The organism is Clostridium fessum (assembly GCF_027698965.1).
GTDB classification, from domain to species: domain Bacteria; phylum Bacillota; class Clostridia; order Lachnospirales; family Lachnospiraceae; genus Otoolea; species Otoolea fessa.
Genome location: NZ_JAQEQF010000009.1, coordinates 81,788 through 98,118, shown reverse-complemented (window position 1 = coordinate 98,118; position 16,331 = coordinate 81,788). Strand labels below are relative to the sequence as shown.

Here is a 16,331-nt window from a genome sequence, read left to right as displayed (position 1 = left end):
ATCATGTAAATTATACTCTTTTGAGCGGAAAATTCAATTAACACTTTAAATATAATTTACAATTTCATTTATTGTTTTTTGTGCACCTTGCACTTCCTATTGTTTTTACAACGGGAAACTTCGCTCCAGACACAATGCCCCATACCCCAACCGCTCATTCGGATATACCGTCTCCCCCGGCAGACTCCGCGCCCCGCGGATGAGATATGCTTTCAGCTTCTCCCCATACAGATAGGGATCGTTCCCATTTACAATCCCCCATTGCATCATCAGAGCCGCCGATCCGGTCACAAATGGAGCGGCAAAGGAAGTTCCTGTCACTGCCTCATATCCGCCGCCTGCGCGGGCGGTTATGATATTTACACCAGGTGCCGCCAGCTCTGGTTTGATCGGATGCCCCAATCTTGCAAATCCACGACCGGAAAAATCTGCATACGCCTGCGTGGCGTCATCGTACGCCCCCACCGAGATCGCCCGGCTGGCGGTCGATGGGATTGTCAGCGTCGTGTCCGGCGATGCCGCCAAAAAACGTGTTTCCCTGTTCAGTGCCATGCCCGCTGGCAGCCACAGATCATACTGACCATCCCGTATTTCTTCTGGAATCAGACGGATTTTCCAGAGCCCGTCCTGAATGTAGCTTCCTTTTGGAATCAAATCCAGATAAATCTCCTGCGCCTGACTGTATGGACTCGGCATCCCATAATATAGAAGAATCTCTTCCGTCTCATAGGAAAGCCGCTGTGCTCCCAACGATTCCCGGATCAGCCCGGTGCTGCTGCCGCCCGGGCTGAAAATTTCTACCGAAAACCGGTCCTGATACAATTTCCATAGCTGCACACCGAAGCCCGTCTGATATTCCCCCACTGCAAGCTCTATCTCCACCGGACGTCCCATCTGCAGAAATCCCGCCCGGTGTCCCATGCTGTATCCTTCATTTCCGGTTCCCACGATGATGGAAGTCCGCCCCCGCTCTGCCATCGAATTTAGATACGTCTCCAGTAGGCTGGTTCCGTCATGAGAACCGTAGGTATTTCCAAAGCTCAGATTCACCGCCACCGGCATCCGCCATTCCTGTGCGATTCCCACCACATAGTCCAACGCCCGCATCAGCTCTGTTGTCCTGGGAAATGAATCCGCAAGCGGCGTTCCAAGCTTCACGACCAGAAGTTCACTCTCCCAGGCTACTCCCCGGTAGTGTCCGCCGCCCTCCCAGCCATTTCCGGCTGCAATCGCCGCAACTGCCGTCCCGTGCCCACTCACATCCCGCGACTGGACGATCTCGTAAGCGCGTTCCCGGCTGCCCGCCTCCAATGCCCGGTTGAGCTCCTCCCGCGTATAAATCCGGTTCTGCTCCTGATCCCAAAGTGCGGCGATGCGCGTCGTTCCATCTGCGTTTCGAAAGTCCGGATGGAAATAATCGATTCCGGAGTCGATGATGGCAGTCAATGTGCCTCGACCACTTAAATCAGCATCTCTGCCATACACGTTTTGAGAGACTTGATTTCCGCTCTGCACCGGCGCAATACAGGTATCCCGAATCGCCCGGTTCACCTCAAAATAAAGACGCTTCGGCTTTTCTATATACTCAACCTGTGATAATCCTGCCAGATCATCCACCTGCGATTCAGGGAGCCGCACAATCGCGTAGCCGCCGGAAAGTGGATAAATTTCCGCCTGCGGCAGCTGTTCCTGCAACTTTTCCACAGTTCCATTATATTGAATGATTAATTCCCAGCGTTTCGTATTCTGGTCGTATCCCATCTGAAGTGCCGGGGACTTTTCCCGTTCCGCTTCTGTCGCATCCAAAGATAAGTTTAAAAGGTTTTCTTTTTTCTGGCTCTTGCCATTCATTAATTCACTCATTTTACAGTTTATGCTTATATGGCAAATCCCAGCATCATATTCTATCTATTTTTTTAACAAAACAAAACCCGGTACATCTCTGTACCGGGCTATCGATCATGCAGAAGAAGGGACTTGAACCCTCATGATGTTGCCATCACACGGACCTGAACCGTGCGCGTCTGCCAATTCCGCCACTTCTGCTTACTGCGGGAGATGGGACTTGAACCCACACGAGCATACACCCACAAGATCCTTAGTCTTGCCTGTCTGCCAATTCCAGCACTCCCGCTTACTGTTTTTCAATTTTCTCTGTCCGATGATTTTCTCACCGACAAAGAGTAGTATAGCACAATTTCATTTGAATTGCAAGCCTGTTTTCCGCAAATTTATATCTGAATTTATTGAATCAGAGTATAGCAAAAACCCGGCACATCTCTGTACCGGGCTATCAGTCATGCAGAAGAAGGGACTTGAACCCTCATGATGTTGCCATCACACGGACCTGAACCGTGCGCGTCTGCCAATTCCGCCACTTCTGCTTACTGCGGGAGATGGGACTTGAACCCACACGAGCATACACCCACAAGATCCTTAGTCTTGCCTGTCTGCCAATTCCAGCACTCCCGCTTACTGCTTTTTATTTTTGCCTGTCGAGTGAGTCACTCACTGACGAAGCTTAGTATAGCACAGGCGCTCCGCGAATGCAAGCATTTTTTTGTTTTTTTTATTTTTTTTTATTTGTTCTAATTATTCCTATATTTTTATAGTTTCTTTCTACTGCAAAATCATGTATTTCAGCCCTATCCTACCACTCCGCAGCTCCCTTAAAAAATCCTTTCTTACTTCTTAAACAGGAAAACAGACAACCATTACACATTTCTGGTTACTGTTCACGCATACGTGCCCAGTAACGGAATTTGCCGTGGCTTCGCATTTAAATACGGCAAATTCCTGCTGCCACCACGTTTTCTTACGGCACTTTCGGTTCCAAAAGTGCCTACCTGTGAACAGTAACCATTTCTGCATTCCTATAGCCACAAAATGTCTCCTTTGAGATTGAAAAAGCGCTGTCTTTCTGCTATAATACATAGTTGCATTGATTTCTTTCATTAAAATTAAGAAAGATTACAAAAAGGGCGTAAAAAGGCGCAATAAGAAACCGAAAGAAAGGCGGAAATCCTGATAAGCAAAGGGTTTTCGGATAGGTAAATCATAAAATGAAATTAGGTATCGTAGGTCTGCCAAACGTAGGCAAAAGTACACTGTTTAATTCTCTGACCAAGGCTGGCGCTGAGTCTGCCAATTACCCGTTCTGTACCATCGATCCGAACGTCGGTGTCGTACCGGTTCCAGATCCGCGTCTGGGTCAGTTAGCAGCTCTTTATAATTCTGCCAAAATCACTCCGGCTGTAATCGAGTTCGTTGATATCGCTGGTCTGGTAAAGGGCGCTTCCAAGGGCGAAGGTCTTGGAAACCAGTTCCTTGCCAATATCCGTGAGGTAGACGCGATCGTACACGTTGTCCGTTGCTTTGAGGATCCAAATGTTATCCATGTAGACGGCAGCGTCAATCCGCTCCGCGATATCGAAACCATCAACCTGGAGCTTATCTTCTCCGATATGGAGGTTCTGGAACGCCGTATCGCCAAGACGACCAAGAGTGCCATGGGAAATAAGGCTCTGGCCAAAGAACTGGAAACTTTAAAGAAACTGTATGCTCACCTGGAAGATGGCAAACTGGCAAAAAGCTTTGAGCCGGAGGATGAGGATGAACTCGCGTTCATCAATACGCTGGATCTCTTAACCTGGAAACCGGTTATCTTCGCTGCCAACGTATCCGAGGATGATCTGGCAGATGACGGTGCTTCCAATGAATATGTAAAACAGGTTCGCGAATTTGCAGCTGAGAACGACAGCGAGGTATTTGTTATCTGCGCCCAGATTGAGCAGGAGATCGCTGAGTTAGATGAAGATGAGAAGAAAATGTTCCTCGAAGATCTCGGTCTGACTGAATCCGGTCTTGAAAAACTGATTGCAGCCAGCTACCGCATTCTTGGCCTTATCAGCTACCTGACTGCCGGTGAAACTGAGACCCGTGCATGGACCATCAAAGTCGGCACCAAAGCACCGCAGGCAGCTGGAAAAATCCACTCCGATTTTGAGCGCGGCTTCATCAAAGCTGAGGTAGTCAACTATCAGGATCTCTTAGACTGCGGTTCCTACAATGCAGCCAGAGAGAAAGGGTTGGTACGCATGGAGGGCAAGGACTACGTGGTGAAGGACGGCGATGTCGTACTCTTCCGCTTCAATGTTTAATATCGTGTCATAAAATCTCAGAAGCTGCCATCCGCTGATCAGATTCCCTTTTTGTAGATTTGGGGTAACTGTTTGGGTCTGCGCATTTACTGCGCTGACCGTACGAAAACATGGGGGATCCTATCAAAGCATATCAACGGATGGCAGCTCTTTTTATTTCTCCCTTTTTACAAAAGTGTGTCTGATGCATACTAACTCATAATTATACGAAACACCACTCTTTTATTCATTTTCTATTCATTTCTGGCTAATGGGTATTCATTTTTACTCTAAGTTGTCGTGCAATTTATTAGATTTGAATTTTTGAAAGAGCCAGCACCTTGAATGGGCTGACTCTTTCAATGTCACCTGTAATTGACAAACTGGAATTTGGCTATTTCGTTGCAACAATACTTATCCAATGATTTTTTGCATTTGAATACGTTTTGATCTCTGTAAAACCCGCTTCTTTCAAAGCGGCAACAAGTTGTTTAGATGTGTAAATCTTCATACCATTGATCATCTTTGTCCATTTTTCATCTGCGGCATTCGTTCCGTCACTCTCGTTACAAATCAGGAATATGCCTTCGCTTTTTAGCACACGGTTGATCTCGGAAAAGCATTTTACTAATCCTGGCCAAAAGTAAACTGTTTCGAAGGCAGAAACATAATCAAAAGTCGCGTCAGAAAAGGGTATAGCAGATACATCTCCTTGAACTACATTACATTTCCCTTGTTTAATGGCGAGGGCGTTCAATTTTTGAGATTCTGCCACACTAACCTCAGAATAATCCATTCCTGTCACGTGGCCATTTCCACATCTATCAAGCCAGACCGCAATATTTGCTCCGCCGCCACAGCCGACGTCCAGAACTTCAGCATCAGGCTTCGCGGAGATATTTGAGAATCCCCATTGCGATAATTTGGCGTGACCGCTGTTCATCATCTTCGTCATCAATTTTCCGCCGAAGCCTTGTGGCTTACGGGTATTTTCAAAAAATTTCATTACAGAATTCCTCTTCCACAAATACCGGTTTTCTTAATTCGACAAACCGGTATTGCTCAATCGTTTTTCTCCGTTAGGAGAATATACAATCCATAAATAAAAAGAACAAGGAATAAAACCGTAGGAATCAATAATCCATTTTCTAAAATACTTACAATCATTCTTCCAGGTGGCGTTACCCATTCAGTTGCTGGATTTTGCATTGCCACTATTATCATTCCCACAATACCAACAACACCACTTAATGTTAAAAAACCACCTTTTATATTTCTACTCATAATCATTACCTCCTCGTTAAATACCGATTAGTATAACAGTAGTCTAACACATGTTGTTTAAAAATACTACAGCCAAGCTAATGTCTGTAATTTGCCCTAAAATTTCATTTTATGGAATTTGGACTACTTGATTTTCTAATCGCATACGCAATTTGTGAAATGTATCATTATACTGTTGATACATCAGACACACAAATGTAAATAGGGACTTTTATTTTTATAACAAATCATATTCTTTCATTTTCCCTCAAACCGTCTCATACACTGTACTAAACGAATTCCGGAGCTTTCTTATGAGTTCAAAAACAAAAATTGTCGTACTCCGCATGAAAGAGATTATTTATACTGCTATCTTTATCGGGCTGGGGCTTCTTCTCATCGCGCTTCTCCTCATCATGTTCCGTCCTGGAAGGAAGACACAGAGTGCTTCTGCCCCTGCTGCGGCTGGTATCCACTATCTGCCAGGCATGTACAGTTCTACCCTGACACTTGGCAGCCAAGCAGTCAATGTCGAAGTCACGGTTGATTCCACCCAAATCACCTCTGTTACCTGCCGTCCTTTAAGTGATTCCATCGAAACTATGTACCCGCTGCTCTCCCCTTCCGCTTCGCATCTCTCGGAGCAGATCGTGAGCACGCAGTCGCTTGAAAATCTCTCCTTTGAAAGCGGCAGCCAGTATACCTCACAGGCACTCTTAAATGTGATACATACCGCACTGGCGAAAGCGATCCTTTAAGTTTCATATCACTCCATATAGCTTCTTCTAATCAAAACGTCCGGCTGAACCGTCTTTCCAAACGGTTCAACCGGACGTTTTACTTCCGTATTCGTGACTGTTCAGTACCTTCACAGTCACGCGTATTCATTTACGTTATTTACTGAATAACATTAACCGGGCACTTCGCTGCACAAGCTCCGCAGTTTACGCACTTCTCATAATCGATAACAGCTACGTTGTTATCCATATGGATTGCGTCAAACTTACACTGCTTGGTACACAGCGTACAGCCGATACAGCCAACCTGGCAGGCTGCCTTGACAGCCGGTCCACGATCGTGGGAGCTGCACTGTACCAGATGTTTTGCCTTGTACGGTACCAGGTCGATCAGGTGTTTCGGGCAGGCTGCCACGCAGGCACCACACGCTACACACTTCTCTTTGTCTACAACCGCTACGCCGTCTACCACGTGGATTGCATCGAATTTACATGCCTTCACACAGGTTCCGAAACCGGTACAGCCGTAAGAACATGCCTTTGCACCGCCACCCGGTACAACGGATGCCTTCGCACAGTCCTCGATACCATGGTACTCGTACTGTACTTTTGTCTTGTCGCAGGTACCTTTACATTTAACGAAAGCTACCTTCTTCTCAGAGGAACCAGCCTCTACGCCCATGATAGCAGCGATCTTCTCGCCAACCGGAGCACCGCCGACCGGGCAGGCATTAACCGGAGCTTTGCCCTCTGCGATGGCCTTTGCAAGACCATCACAGCCCGGGTAACCACAGCCACCGCAGTTGTTGCCTGGCAGCTCTTCACGAACAGCTGCCTCTTTTTCATCTACTTCAACTTTAAATTTCGCGCCGAACAGACCCAGACCGACACCAACGATGATGCCGACTGCCGCGATCACGACAGCAGCGATAATGATTGAATTCATATCCATTTTCGTCTCCTCCTTCTACAGTAATCCGGAAAATCCGAGAAATGCAATCGCCATCAGACCAGCCGTTACCAGTACGATAGGAGATCCCTGGAAGTTATACGGGATATCATTTCCCTCGATGTGCTCACGGATACCTGCCAGAAGCACGATGGAGATGGTATAACCAACGGCTGTACCAACACCATTTACCACACTCTGTAAAAATCCATATCCGTTCTGGACGTTTGTCAGGGCAACACCAAGAACGGCACAGTTTGTTGTAATCAGCGGAAGGAATACACCCAGCGCGTTATACAGGGAAACCATGCACTTCTTTAAGAACATCTCAACGATCTGAACCAGTGCTGCGATAACGAGAATGAAAACGATGGTTTTCAGGTAATCGATACCAAGCGGTGCCAGAACGAACTGATAAATCAAGTTTGCAACGATGGATGCGATGGTAATAACGAAGATAACCGCACCACCCATACCAGCTGCTGTTTCAACTTTTTTGGATACGCCGACGAAGGAGCAGATACCGAGGAACTGGCTCAGTACGACGTTGCTGACCAGCGCCGAGCTTATCGCAATAATAAGTAATTCTTTCATCACTTCTCCTCCTGTTCCTTCTTAACTTCTGCATCATGACCAGCACAGCTTAAGCAGTCGCCGCTGCAGCAGCCACCCTTCTTCTTCTCTTTTACGGAACCGTTTGTTGCACACGGCATCTTCAGACGATTCTGAAGAGCAGTCAGGCAAGCCAGTACGAAGAATGCACCCGGCGCCAGGATGAAGATTGAGATCGGCTGATAGGAAGCCGGCATAATCTGGATACCAAAGATAGTACCTGCACCCAGAAGCTCACGGAAAGAACCGATGAGTGCCAGAGCAACTGTAAATCCAAGTCCCATACCGATACCGTCAAATGCAGACAGGATCGGACCGTTCTTCATAGCATATGCCTCGGCACGGCCAAGGATGATACAGTTAACTACGATCAGCGGAATGTAAAGTCCCAGGGAAGCATATAAGCTTGGAACGAAACCTTCCATCAACATATCTACGATGGTTACGAAGGATGCTACGACTACGATCTCTGCCGGCAGACGTACGCCGTCCGGAATGATCTTACGAAGCAATGCAATCAGAAAGTTCGCCGCAATCAGTACGGCGGTTGTCGAAAGTCCCATGCCGACACCGTTGATGGCGGAAGTGGTTACCGCCAGGGTCGGACACAGACCCAGCATCTGAACGAAAATCGGGTTTTCTTTCCAGATACCGTTATATAAGCGTTCTACATATTTATTCATAATCTTTCCACCTCCTACTGTGCCAGGCAGTTAGCCACGAAATAGATAGCTGCATCTGTCGCGTTGGTGACTGCCTTGGAAGTGATCGTTGCACCACTGATGGCTTCAATCTGATTATCTGCAGACGCGCCTGTCTTTGTAACTTCCAGGTTCTCAGCTTTCTTGCCGATAAACTGATCCTTGAAATCCGGTTCTTTGGCTCTCATACCAAGACCTGGCGTATCGCTGATGCTTAAGAAACCGATACCGGTCAGCTCGCCCTCGTTGGTGATACCAACTGCGATCTGCACGTTGCCGCCGTAGCTCTCTGCGGAGGTAGAGGTAATCAGGTAACCGATCTGGTTGCCGCTTGCATCCAGCGCTTCTTTTGCATCATTGATGGTAACTTTTCCAAATCCCCACTCAGAGATGCTGTCCGCTGCAGCAGTTACTGCGTCAGCCAGCTCCTGCGGTTCATCAAAGCTTGCCGCATCCGGGTAAACTTCCTGATAAGTTTTAGTAGCTGCTGCCTCCTGTGCCTGTGCAATCGGATCCAGCGTAATATCATGTACTGTTCCCAGACAGATACCAGCTACCAGAGTAATAACGAAAAGGATGATTGTATTTTTGATAATCTGGTTCATTATTTCTTCTGACCTCCTTTTCCAAATGCTGTCGGAAGCGTATAGCGCTCAATCAGCGGAACCAGCAGGTTGCTGAAGATGATCGCATAGGAAACGCCCTCCGGAGAAGCACCCCAGAGACGGAAGATTCCGGTTACGATTCCGAGGATCAGTCCGTATACGATCTGTCCCTTCGGAGTCAGAGGACTCGTTACATAATCGGTTGCCATAAAGAATGCACCGAAGATAAGACCACCTGCACAGATCTCACTGAGAGAATAGGTCAGGTTGAATCCGCCAAACAGGAATGTAAATACAAATACGGTTCCAATGTAAATCAGCGGAATAACCGGGCTGATAACTTTGCGGACTACCATGTAAATCGCACCAATCAGCAGGGCAATTACAGATACCTCACCGATAGTTCCCGGGATACGTCCGATTACCAGGGATGCCAGATCCACTGTCTCACCGGCTCTTAACTGTGCCAGCGGAGTTGCACCTGTCAGACTGTCAAATCCAAGCTTTGCGGATGAGAAGTTATTCATAAACAGAGCGAAGGAAGTCAGAAGGAAACATCTGGCTGCCAGTGCCGGGTTCATGAAGTTCTGTCCCAGACCACCGTAAAGCTGTTTTACAACGATGATTGCAAAGAATGCACCAAGAACCGGGATCCAAACCGGGATTTCCGGCGGCATATTCAGTGCAAGAATCATGCCAGTAACAACTGCACTGCCGTCCGAAATCGTAATCGGCTTGTGCATTAATTTCTCATAAAGATACTCGGCTGCCACACTGGCGATCACGGTAGCGATCAGAACCAGAAGTGCATTCATGCCGAACTGCCATACACCATAAACACTGGCAGGAATCATGGCGATCACAACGTCAAACATCAGGCGCTGTGTCGTAACTCCGTCACGAACGTGAGGTGATGACGATACTTTTAATAATTTTTCCATTTCTTCCCACCTCCTACTTTCTGCGGCTGGCTGCTACTGCCTTACGCATCTCTTTGAATGCCTGGGTCAGCGGCCGTCTTGCCGGACAAGCATATGCACAGCATCCGCACTCAACGCATTCCATGCCGTTTAAGCTCTGGAATTTCTCAAGGTCGTGAGCCGTAGATGCCTTCATCATCAGCGGAGGTACAAGATGCTCCGGACAAACGCCTACGCAGCGTCCGCAGCGGATACATGCTGACGGCTCCATCGCTGCTACCTGATCCTTGGTAAAGGTGGTCAGAGCAGATGAAGTCTTCGCTACCGGGAAGTCAAGGCTGAAAAGAGCCTGTCCCATCATAGGACCACCGGAAATCATCTTCTCCGGTTCCTGTTTAAAGCCGCCTGCTGCCTCTACCAGTCTCTGATAGTTGGTACCAAGGCGTACCTCAAAGTTCTGCGGCTCTGCAATGGCATCACCGGTTACCGTAATGATCTTGCGGATCAGCGGAGTTGTCTTGCATACTGCATTATAAATAGAAGCAACGGTATCAATATTGTCTACGATACAGCCTGCATCTGCCGGCAGCATGGAAGAATTGATCTCACGTCCTGTCACTGCATAGATAAGTGTACGCTCACCACCCTGCGGGTACTTGGTCAGCAGCGGACATACTTCGATTCTCGGCTCGTCCTTTACCATCTCCGTCAGCTTCTTGATAGCCTCCGGCTTGTTGTTCTCGATACCGATAACACCCTTCGCATTGTCAAACAGCTGAAGCATAACCTTCAGGCCGCCGATAATCTGCTCCGGACGCTCCATCATGGTACGATAGTCACTGGTTAAGTACGGCTCGCACTCTGCACCGTTGACGATAACGTAATCAATTGCGTTCTCATCTTTCGGAGTAAGCTTTACATGTGTCGGGAAACCAGCGCCGCCCAGGCCGACGATACCGGCATCCTTAACGATCTTACGGATCTCTTCTTTCGACAGCTTTGTTGCATCTCTGTCTGTTCCGAAGCCCTCAATCGCCTCTTCTTCACCGTCATTCTCCACCAGGATTGACTGAACCATTGCACCATTGGCAACCAGCTTGGACTCGATTCCCTTTACCGTACCGGAAACAGAACTAAGTACGTTTGCGGAAATAAATCCGCCTGCCTCTGCAATGATCTGGCCTTTCAGCACGTGATCGCCCTTCGCTACCAGTGGTTTCGCAGGTGCGCCAATGTGCTGGGACAGCGGATAAACCATGATCTCGCCCTGTAACGGTTCGAGAACCTTGATCGGCTTATCCTCAGACAGTTCTTTACCCTCATATGGATGAATGCCGCCTATAAATGTAGCCAAACCCATCAATTAAACCCTCTTTCTCTTACTAAATTTTCCTTCATCCTCCACCCATTCACCTCCCGTCAGATGCCTTTTCTGCCGAAATTGTGAAAATATTATCGGGCGTAGGAGCTAGAATCTACCGCGTATAGTATAACACAGGTAAAAAAAATTCACAATTGAAAAATGAATCTTCTGCCCCCTTCACTCTGTATAAAAATTAATACAAATGGTTATAATATAGCTTTTGTTTATACAGAATCAACAAAACTGTGTAAAAATCCCGTAAAACTTTCCCTTAAATACTATGTCAATAGCCTTGGCGAAAAAAGGAAAGTCCGGCGGAGTTTGCCTCTGCCGGACTTTCCTTTTTTCTCGTTACCTAAAGAGCTGCACAGTCTACTGGAAAAACTTACTCCAGTACCCCTGCACAAAAATAAACAGCACAATCAGTGGAATGACATATGTCACATACGCTCGCACCTGGCGCGGGAACTTCACGCCTTTTCCCTCATTTGCCTCCTTGAGAAAATTCTCAAATCCCCATCCATACCGGCTGGTACAGAACATCAGGTAAACGAGACTTCCGAGTGGAAGCAGGTTGTTGCTGACGATGAAATCCTCGAGATCCAACACGTTGCTGCCCTCTCCGAACGGCATGAAACCACTCCAGAGATTGAAACCCAGCACGCACGGAAGCGACAGGACCGCAATCACCACCAGATTGACGCAGACTGCCTTTTTGATCGAACAGCCAGTCAGATCCGTTGCAAAGGATACGATATTCTGGAATACCGCTGTGACCGTTGATGCCGCCGCAAAGGTCATAAAGACAAAGAACAGCGTGCCCCAGAAACGTCCGCCTGCCATGTGGTTAAATACATTCGGCAGCGTGATGAAGATCAGGCTTGGTCCCTGTCCTGCCTCGATGCCGTAAGCCGCACATGCCGGAAAAATGATAAGTCCTGCCATAAACGCTACCAGCGTGTCAAGGACCAGTACATTGATTGCCTCGCCGGTCAGGCTGCGCTCTTTATCGATATAACTTCCAAAAATCGCCATCGCACCGATACCGATACTCAACGTGAAGAACGACTGTCCCAGCGCCGCAAATACGACTTTGCCGACACCAACCTCCTGAATCTTGCCAAAATCCGGCTTTAAGTAAAATTCAAGTCCCGGACGTCCGCCTTCCATCCGCACCGAATTGATTGCCAGCACAACCATCAGGAATAATAGGCAGACCATCATCATCTTTGTGATCTTCTCAACGCCGTTCTGGAGTCCCATCGCACAGATGGAAAAACAGAATACGACACAGAGCAGCATAAATACCGTCATCAGTCCCGGATTTGCCAGTACAGAGCCAAATTCCCCTGCTACACCGTCCGCATCCAGACCCACGAAATCGCCTTTCGCCATCTTGAACACATACAGCAGAAGCCATCCGGCTACCGTCGTATAAAACATCATCAGGACATAGTTGCCCGCCATCGCGAACCATTTTTCAAAATGCCACTTAGTACCCTTTGGCTCCAGCACATCAAATGAAAGCGCCGCACTCTTCTGGCTCGCTCTGCCGACCGAGTATTCCATAACGATGATCGGAAGACCTAAAAGCACCAGAAATGCCGCATAAATCAGTACAAACGCCGCGCCGCCATACTGACCGACGATGTACGGGAATCTCCACACATTTCCCAGACCGATCGCACAACCCGCGGAAATCAGGATAAATCCCAGCCGAGAGGAAAAACGTTCTCTTCCCATTTCTACTTACCTTCTCCTTTTTTATTTCTACAGGCCCACACTGACAAGAGTCAGACGGGCGCAAAAAAGAGGCGCCTCCGCAAATCCCGGTACCAGCCCGAATTTCGGAAACGCCACCAAATGGTATTTTACTATATTCTGTTTTAAAAGACAAGTTTTCAGGTGCTTTTTATCCTTCAAACGTCTCGACTTCCTCCCGGTTCGGCACCGACGGAGCTGCTCCTGGGCGGGAAACGGCGATCGCTGCCGCTTTTGCCGCATGTTCCAGCGCCGTCTTCGGGTCTTCACCGAGCTGTAAGCCGCCGATAAAATAACCGGTAAATGTATCGCCTGCCGCCGTCGTGTCCACAACCGGCACTTTATAGATTCCCTGACGAAGGACTGTGTCACCATCGCGGTACACGGAACCATCGCCGCCGAGTGTCAGGACAATCTTCGCCTCCGGGAACTGTTTTACCAGTCCGTTCATCAGCGCCTGCGGATCTTTGGTTGCCTCAATGCCGCAGATATCCGACGCCTCCACCTCATTTAATAAGAAGTAATCCACATATTCCAGCGGATAGGACAGGATCTTCGCATTCATCGGGGACGGATTCAGAACGATCTTCATGCCTTTTTCATGGGCTTTCTCCATGATATAGCCGATCTCGCTGATCTCATTCTGTAAAATCAGGAAATCGTCCGCCTCAAACTGTGTCAGGACGCGATCCACCATTTCCCTCGTGATCCGCTGGTTGGCACCGCCATACAGCAGAATGCAGTTCTGCCCTGCCGGATCTTTCTGGATGATCGCGTGTCCTGTCTGCCCGTCGAGATGCTCGATCAACTCCGTGTGGACGCCCGCCTTCTTCATCTGCTCGATAAGGAAATCTCCATCCCCGGCTCCGACAGCTCCGGCGTGCCATACGTCTGCGCCCGCCTTGCTCAGCGCGATCGACTGATTCAGCCCTTTGCCGCCGCTGAATACCTGCAGCGACTCGGAGGACATCGTCTCTCCCGCTCTTACAAAATGATCCACCTGATACGTATAATCAATATTCAGTGAACCAAAATTCAATACCTTCACTCTGCTCCCCTCCTTGACCAATTCCTTCAAAATCTGCCGCCGGCATCTTTGATGTATCGCTTAAGACGGCTGTATTCGCGCCGTACTCTCCCGTACTACCAGTTCCGGCGCAAAGATCACCTTGCTCTCCGGTCTTTTATGTTCCCGTATCTGTTTCAGAAGCAGCCTTACCGCCTCTCTTCCCATCTCCCGTACCTGCTGCCGTATCGTTGTCAGCGGCACCTCCAGCATCCGGGCATAGAAAACGTCATCGTATCCGACGACCGAAACATCTTCCGGCACTTTCTTTCTATATTCCTTGAGTTTTCTGCATACGCCATACGCTGAAGCATCGTTGCAGGCGAAAATCGCCGTAAAATCCTGTGAAATGAGCTGTTCGACTGCCGCCGCGCCGCCCTCCTGCGTATACTCGCCGACACAGACGAGACGTTCATCCACCGGAATTCCCGCCTCCTCCATCGCCCGGCAGTAGCCATGGTAACGCGCCTCCGAATCCATCTGGGTCGCATGCGGTCCCACGACGCAGGCAATCCGCCGGTGTCCAAGACTTAACAGATGGCGCGCCGCCAGATAACCGCCGATCTCATGGTCGGTACCGACCGCCGGACAATTCCGAAGCTCCGGGATCCGGTCAACTACCACATAGGGTATGTGGATCGATTCCAGATAATCAATCTCCTCCGCCGCCATCTCCCGCGTATTATCTTTAGCCATGATAAACACAATGCCGTCCGCGCCTTTATCCGCCAGAAGATCGATATACTCGCGATCCCGGTCATAATTATCATTCGTGTTGCAGAGAATCACACTCCAGCCATTTTCGCGGCACGCCTCATCGATCGCGCGCGCCATATTGGCAAAATATACATTGGAAATATCCGGGACGATAAATCCTATGGTCTTGCTCTGCCGCTTTACCAGGCTGACCGCGAGCTGGTTCGGACGATAATTCAGTTCCCGCGCCTTCGCTAGGATCTGATTCTTTGTCTCATCCGAGATCTTATATCCTTTTCCATTGAGAACCAGTGAGATTGTCGTCACGGAAAAACCAGTCGCAGCGGCAATATCCTTGATGGTTGCCCTCACTCATCCACCTCCGATGCGATCAGATCCATGAGAACCTGAATGGATTTCTGATATTTTTCTATCTCGACCCGCTCATTTGGCTTATGCGCCATGCCTGCCTCGCCCGGACCAAATAAGAGAACGGCTGCATCCAGCTTGTGTTCCACCAGGATCGAAGCATCTGTAAAGAAATTAATCCCAGTCGTCTCCACCGGAAGCCCTTTTTTCTCCAGTTCCTTCGAGAGCTGTTTCACAAGCGGATGGGATTCTCCAATCTCGATCGCCCGCCGGTCATTGACAATCCGGCAGCTGACGCGAAATTTTTCTTCTGATGTAACGGAACGCGCCGCCGCAAACGCCTCCGCCTGACCGACTACCATCTGACTTGTCAGTCCCGGTGTCATACGGATATCCATGAGAATCCGGCAGGTGTCCGGCGTCATATTTGGCGCCACGCCGCCGGAAATCTGCGTTACCTGCGCGGTCGATGCGCCGAGAACCGGGTGTGTGAAGCTTTTCACATATGTTTCAATCTCACCTGTCAGCGCCATCGCCTGTTCCACGGCATTGCAGCCCTCCTGCGGGTATGCCCCGTGGCTCGTCTTTCCGTGTGCTTCTATCTCCAGCCACAGGCAGCCTTTCTGCGCCACGCCCAGCCTGCATCCCGTCGGTTCTCCTATCAGAAGCGTTCCAATCGACGTCTCCGGGACTTCCTTTAAGATCTCCCTGGCGCCGATGCCGCCCTTTTCCTCATCACAGGTTCCGAGGAAATGGATCGTACGCGGCACCGGACGACCGGATTTTTTATATTCACAGAGCGCGTACACCATCGCGGCAAGCCCACTCTTCATATCGCTGGCACCGCGGGCATAGAGAAAACCGTCCCGTTCCACCGGAACCGCCGGGTCAGTCTTCCATTCTCCGGTATCTCCGTAAGGAACCGTGTCCAGATGCCCGTTCCAGAAGATCGGAGCGCCATCCGACTCCCCCTCAAGCTCCGCCAGCACATTGGCGTGTGTCGCGTCAATCCGCTGTATATGTGCAGAAATTCCCGATTGTTCGAAATACTTGCACAAATATTCCGCCACTGCTCCCTCGTCATCCCGTCCATTGACACTCCGAATGGTCAGAAGCTCTTTTAAAAGTTTCACCGCTCCGTCCATACGCG

Annotated in this window: 15 protein-coding genes and 4 tRNA genes; 2 read left to right on the top strand and 17 right to left on the bottom strand. The window is 49.0% G+C overall.

What is annotated here, in order from left to right; genetic code table 11:
- Positions 1 to 105 precede the first annotated feature (105 nt).
- From PG862_RS11855 to PG862_RS11835, 5 genes are all read right to left on the bottom strand, one after another.
- Complete coding sequence (locus PG862_RS11855) at positions 106 to 1,863, bottom strand: S8 family peptidase (protein ID WP_408640005.1); 1,758 nt, start codon at positions 1,861 to 1,863, stop codon at positions 106 to 108.
- A 99-nt stretch (positions 1,864 to 1,962) separates the two neighbouring features.
- A tRNA-Leu gene (locus PG862_RS11850) sits at positions 1,963 to 2,046 on the bottom strand.
- 4 nt (positions 2,047 to 2,050) lie between these two features.
- Positions 2,051 to 2,134: transfer RNA gene (locus PG862_RS11845), tRNA-Leu, on the bottom strand.
- A 166-nt stretch (positions 2,135 to 2,300) separates the two neighbouring features.
- Positions 2,301 to 2,384, bottom strand: a tRNA-Leu gene (locus PG862_RS11840).
- Between the two features lie 4 nt (positions 2,385 to 2,388).
- A tRNA-Leu gene (locus PG862_RS11835) sits at positions 2,389 to 2,472 on the bottom strand.
- A gap of 590 nt (positions 2,473 to 3,062) precedes the next feature.
- Between PG862_RS11835 and ychF the strand changes: the two genes are divergently transcribed.
- Positions 3,063 to 4,160: a redox-regulated ATPase YchF gene (ychF, locus tag PG862_RS11830; RefSeq protein WP_117795141.1), complete on the top strand. Its 1,098-nt coding sequence runs from the start codon at positions 3,063 to 3,065 to the stop codon at positions 4,158 to 4,160.
- Positions 4,161 to 4,533: 373 nt separating this feature from the next.
- Here ychF and PG862_RS11825 read toward each other — a convergent pair whose 3' ends face one another.
- Together PG862_RS11825 and PG862_RS11820 are read right to left on the bottom strand one after the other, a co-directional pair.
- A complete protein-coding gene (locus tag PG862_RS11825; protein WP_270707494.1) occupies positions 4,534 to 5,145 on the bottom strand; it encodes a class I SAM-dependent methyltransferase in 612 nt (203 codons plus the stop codon).
- A gap of 56 nt (positions 5,146 to 5,201) precedes the next feature.
- The gene (locus PG862_RS11820) at positions 5,202 to 5,423 is read right to left on the bottom strand and encodes a peptidase M50 (protein WP_107001555.1); all 222 of its coding nucleotides are present in this window, start codon (positions 5,421 to 5,423) and stop codon (positions 5,202 to 5,204) included.
- A 293-nt stretch (positions 5,424 to 5,716) separates the two neighbouring features.
- On the opposite strand from PG862_RS11820, the gene PG862_RS11815 reads away from it, so the two are divergent.
- Positions 5,717 to 6,160, top strand: coding sequence for a hypothetical protein (locus tag PG862_RS11815; protein WP_117795137.1), 444 nt, complete (start codon positions 5,717 to 5,719; stop codon positions 6,158 to 6,160).
- A 139-nt stretch (positions 6,161 to 6,299) separates the two neighbouring features.
- Here the strand turns inward: PG862_RS11815 and PG862_RS11810 are convergent, their stop codons facing one another.
- The 10 genes from PG862_RS11810 to PG862_RS11765 all read right to left on the bottom strand — a co-directional run bounded on the left by PG862_RS11810 (position 6,300) and on the right by PG862_RS11765 (position 16,326).
- Positions 6,300 to 7,091 (bottom strand): RnfABCDGE type electron transport complex subunit B, encoded by a 792-nt coding sequence (locus tag PG862_RS11810; protein WP_270707492.1) that lies wholly within the window; start codon positions 7,089 to 7,091, stop codon positions 6,300 to 6,302.
- Between the two features lie 15 nt (positions 7,092 to 7,106).
- Positions 7,107 to 7,682: an electron transport complex protein RnfA gene (locus PG862_RS11805; RefSeq protein WP_107001556.1), complete on the bottom strand. Its 576-nt coding sequence runs from the start codon at positions 7,680 to 7,682 to the stop codon at positions 7,107 to 7,109.
- Positions 7,682 to 8,383 (bottom strand): electron transport complex subunit RsxE, encoded by a 702-nt coding sequence (rsxE, locus tag PG862_RS11800; protein ID WP_022359778.1) that lies wholly within the window; start codon positions 8,381 to 8,383, stop codon positions 7,682 to 7,684. Before rsxE ends, PG862_RS11805 begins: the two co-directional genes overlap by 1 nt.
- Before the next feature lie 14 nt (positions 8,384 to 8,397).
- A complete protein-coding gene (locus PG862_RS11795) occupies positions 8,398 to 9,006 on the bottom strand; it encodes an RnfABCDGE type electron transport complex subunit G (protein WP_022359777.1) in 609 nt (202 codons plus the stop codon).
- Positions 9,006 to 9,947 carry an RnfABCDGE type electron transport complex subunit D gene (locus PG862_RS11790; RefSeq protein ID WP_107001558.1) on the bottom strand — a complete coding sequence of 314 codons (942 nt, stop codon included), beginning with the start codon at positions 9,945 to 9,947 and terminating at the stop codon, positions 9,006 to 9,008. Before PG862_RS11790 ends, PG862_RS11795 begins: the two co-directional genes overlap by 1 nt.
- 13 nt (positions 9,948 to 9,960) lie before the next feature.
- Positions 9,961 to 11,286: an electron transport complex subunit RsxC gene (gene rsxC / locus PG862_RS11785; RefSeq protein ID WP_107001559.1), complete on the bottom strand. Its 1,326-nt coding sequence runs from the start codon at positions 11,284 to 11,286 to the stop codon at positions 9,961 to 9,963.
- 375 nt (positions 11,287 to 11,661) lie between these two features.
- On the bottom strand, positions 11,662 to 13,032 hold the full coding sequence (locus PG862_RS11780) for a sodium-dependent transporter (RefSeq protein ID WP_107001560.1): 1,371 nt from the start codon (positions 13,030 to 13,032) through the stop codon (positions 11,662 to 11,664).
- 169 nt (positions 13,033 to 13,201) lie between these two features.
- The gene (locus tag PG862_RS11775) at positions 13,202 to 14,098 is read right to left on the bottom strand and encodes a ribokinase (protein ID WP_107001561.1); all 897 of its coding nucleotides are present in this window, start codon (positions 14,096 to 14,098) and stop codon (positions 13,202 to 13,204) included.
- Between the two features lie 60 nt (positions 14,099 to 14,158).
- Entirely contained in the window at positions 14,159 to 15,184 is a 1,026-nt protein-coding gene (locus tag PG862_RS11770; protein WP_270707488.1) for a LacI family DNA-binding transcriptional regulator, read from the bottom strand.
- On the bottom strand, positions 15,181 to 16,326 hold the full coding sequence (locus tag PG862_RS11765; RefSeq protein ID WP_118538508.1) for a M20 family metallopeptidase: 1,146 nt from the start codon (positions 16,324 to 16,326) through the stop codon (positions 15,181 to 15,183). The genes PG862_RS11770 and PG862_RS11765 overlap by 4 nt, the downstream gene beginning before the upstream one ends.
- Positions 16,327 to 16,331: the final 5 nt, after the last annotated feature.

Bases quoted from the DNA above. Each gene is read 5' to 3' on its own strand.
- PG862_RS11825 (WP_270707494.1), bottom strand. From the start codon at position 5,145: ATGAAATTTTTTGAAAATACCCGTAAGCCACAAGGCTTCGGCGGAAAA.
- PG862_RS11765 (WP_118538508.1), bottom strand. From the start codon at position 16,326: ATGGACGGAGCGGTGAAACTTTTAAAAGAGCTTCTGACCATTCGGAGT.
- ychF (WP_117795141.1), top strand. From the start codon at position 3,063: ATGAAATTAGGTATCGTAGGTCTGCCAAACGTAGGCAAAAGTACACTG.
- PG862_RS11855 (WP_408640005.1), bottom strand. From the start codon at position 1,863: ATGAGTGAATTAATGAATGGCAAGAGCCAGAAAAAAGAAAACCTTTTA.
- PG862_RS11820 (WP_107001555.1), bottom strand. From the start codon at position 5,423: ATGAGTAGAAATATAAAAGGTGGTTTTTTAACATTAAGTGGTGTTGTT.
- PG862_RS11815 (WP_117795137.1), top strand. From the start codon at position 5,717: ATGAGTTCAAAAACAAAAATTGTCGTACTCCGCATGAAAGAGATTATT.
- rsxC (WP_107001559.1), bottom strand. From the start codon at position 11,286: ATGGGTTTGGCTACATTTATAGGCGGCATTCATCCATATGAGGGTAAA.
- PG862_RS11810 (WP_270707492.1), bottom strand. From the start codon at position 7,091: ATGGATATGAATTCAATCATTATCGCTGCTGTCGTGATCGCGGCAGTC.
- PG862_RS11790 (WP_107001558.1), bottom strand. From the start codon at position 9,947: ATGGAAAAATTATTAAAAGTATCGTCATCACCTCACGTTCGTGACGGA.
- PG862_RS11780 (WP_107001560.1), bottom strand. From the start codon at position 13,032: ATGGGAAGAGAACGTTTTTCCTCTCGGCTGGGATTTATCCTGATTTCC.
- PG862_RS11805 (WP_107001556.1), bottom strand. From the start codon at position 7,682: ATGAAAGAATTACTTATTATTGCGATAAGCTCGGCGCTGGTCAGCAAC.
- PG862_RS11795 (WP_022359777.1), bottom strand. From the start codon at position 9,006: ATGAACCAGATTATCAAAAATACAATCATCCTTTTCGTTATTACTCTG.
- rsxE (WP_022359778.1), bottom strand. From the start codon at position 8,383: ATGAATAAATATGTAGAACGCTTATATAACGGTATCTGGAAAGAAAAC.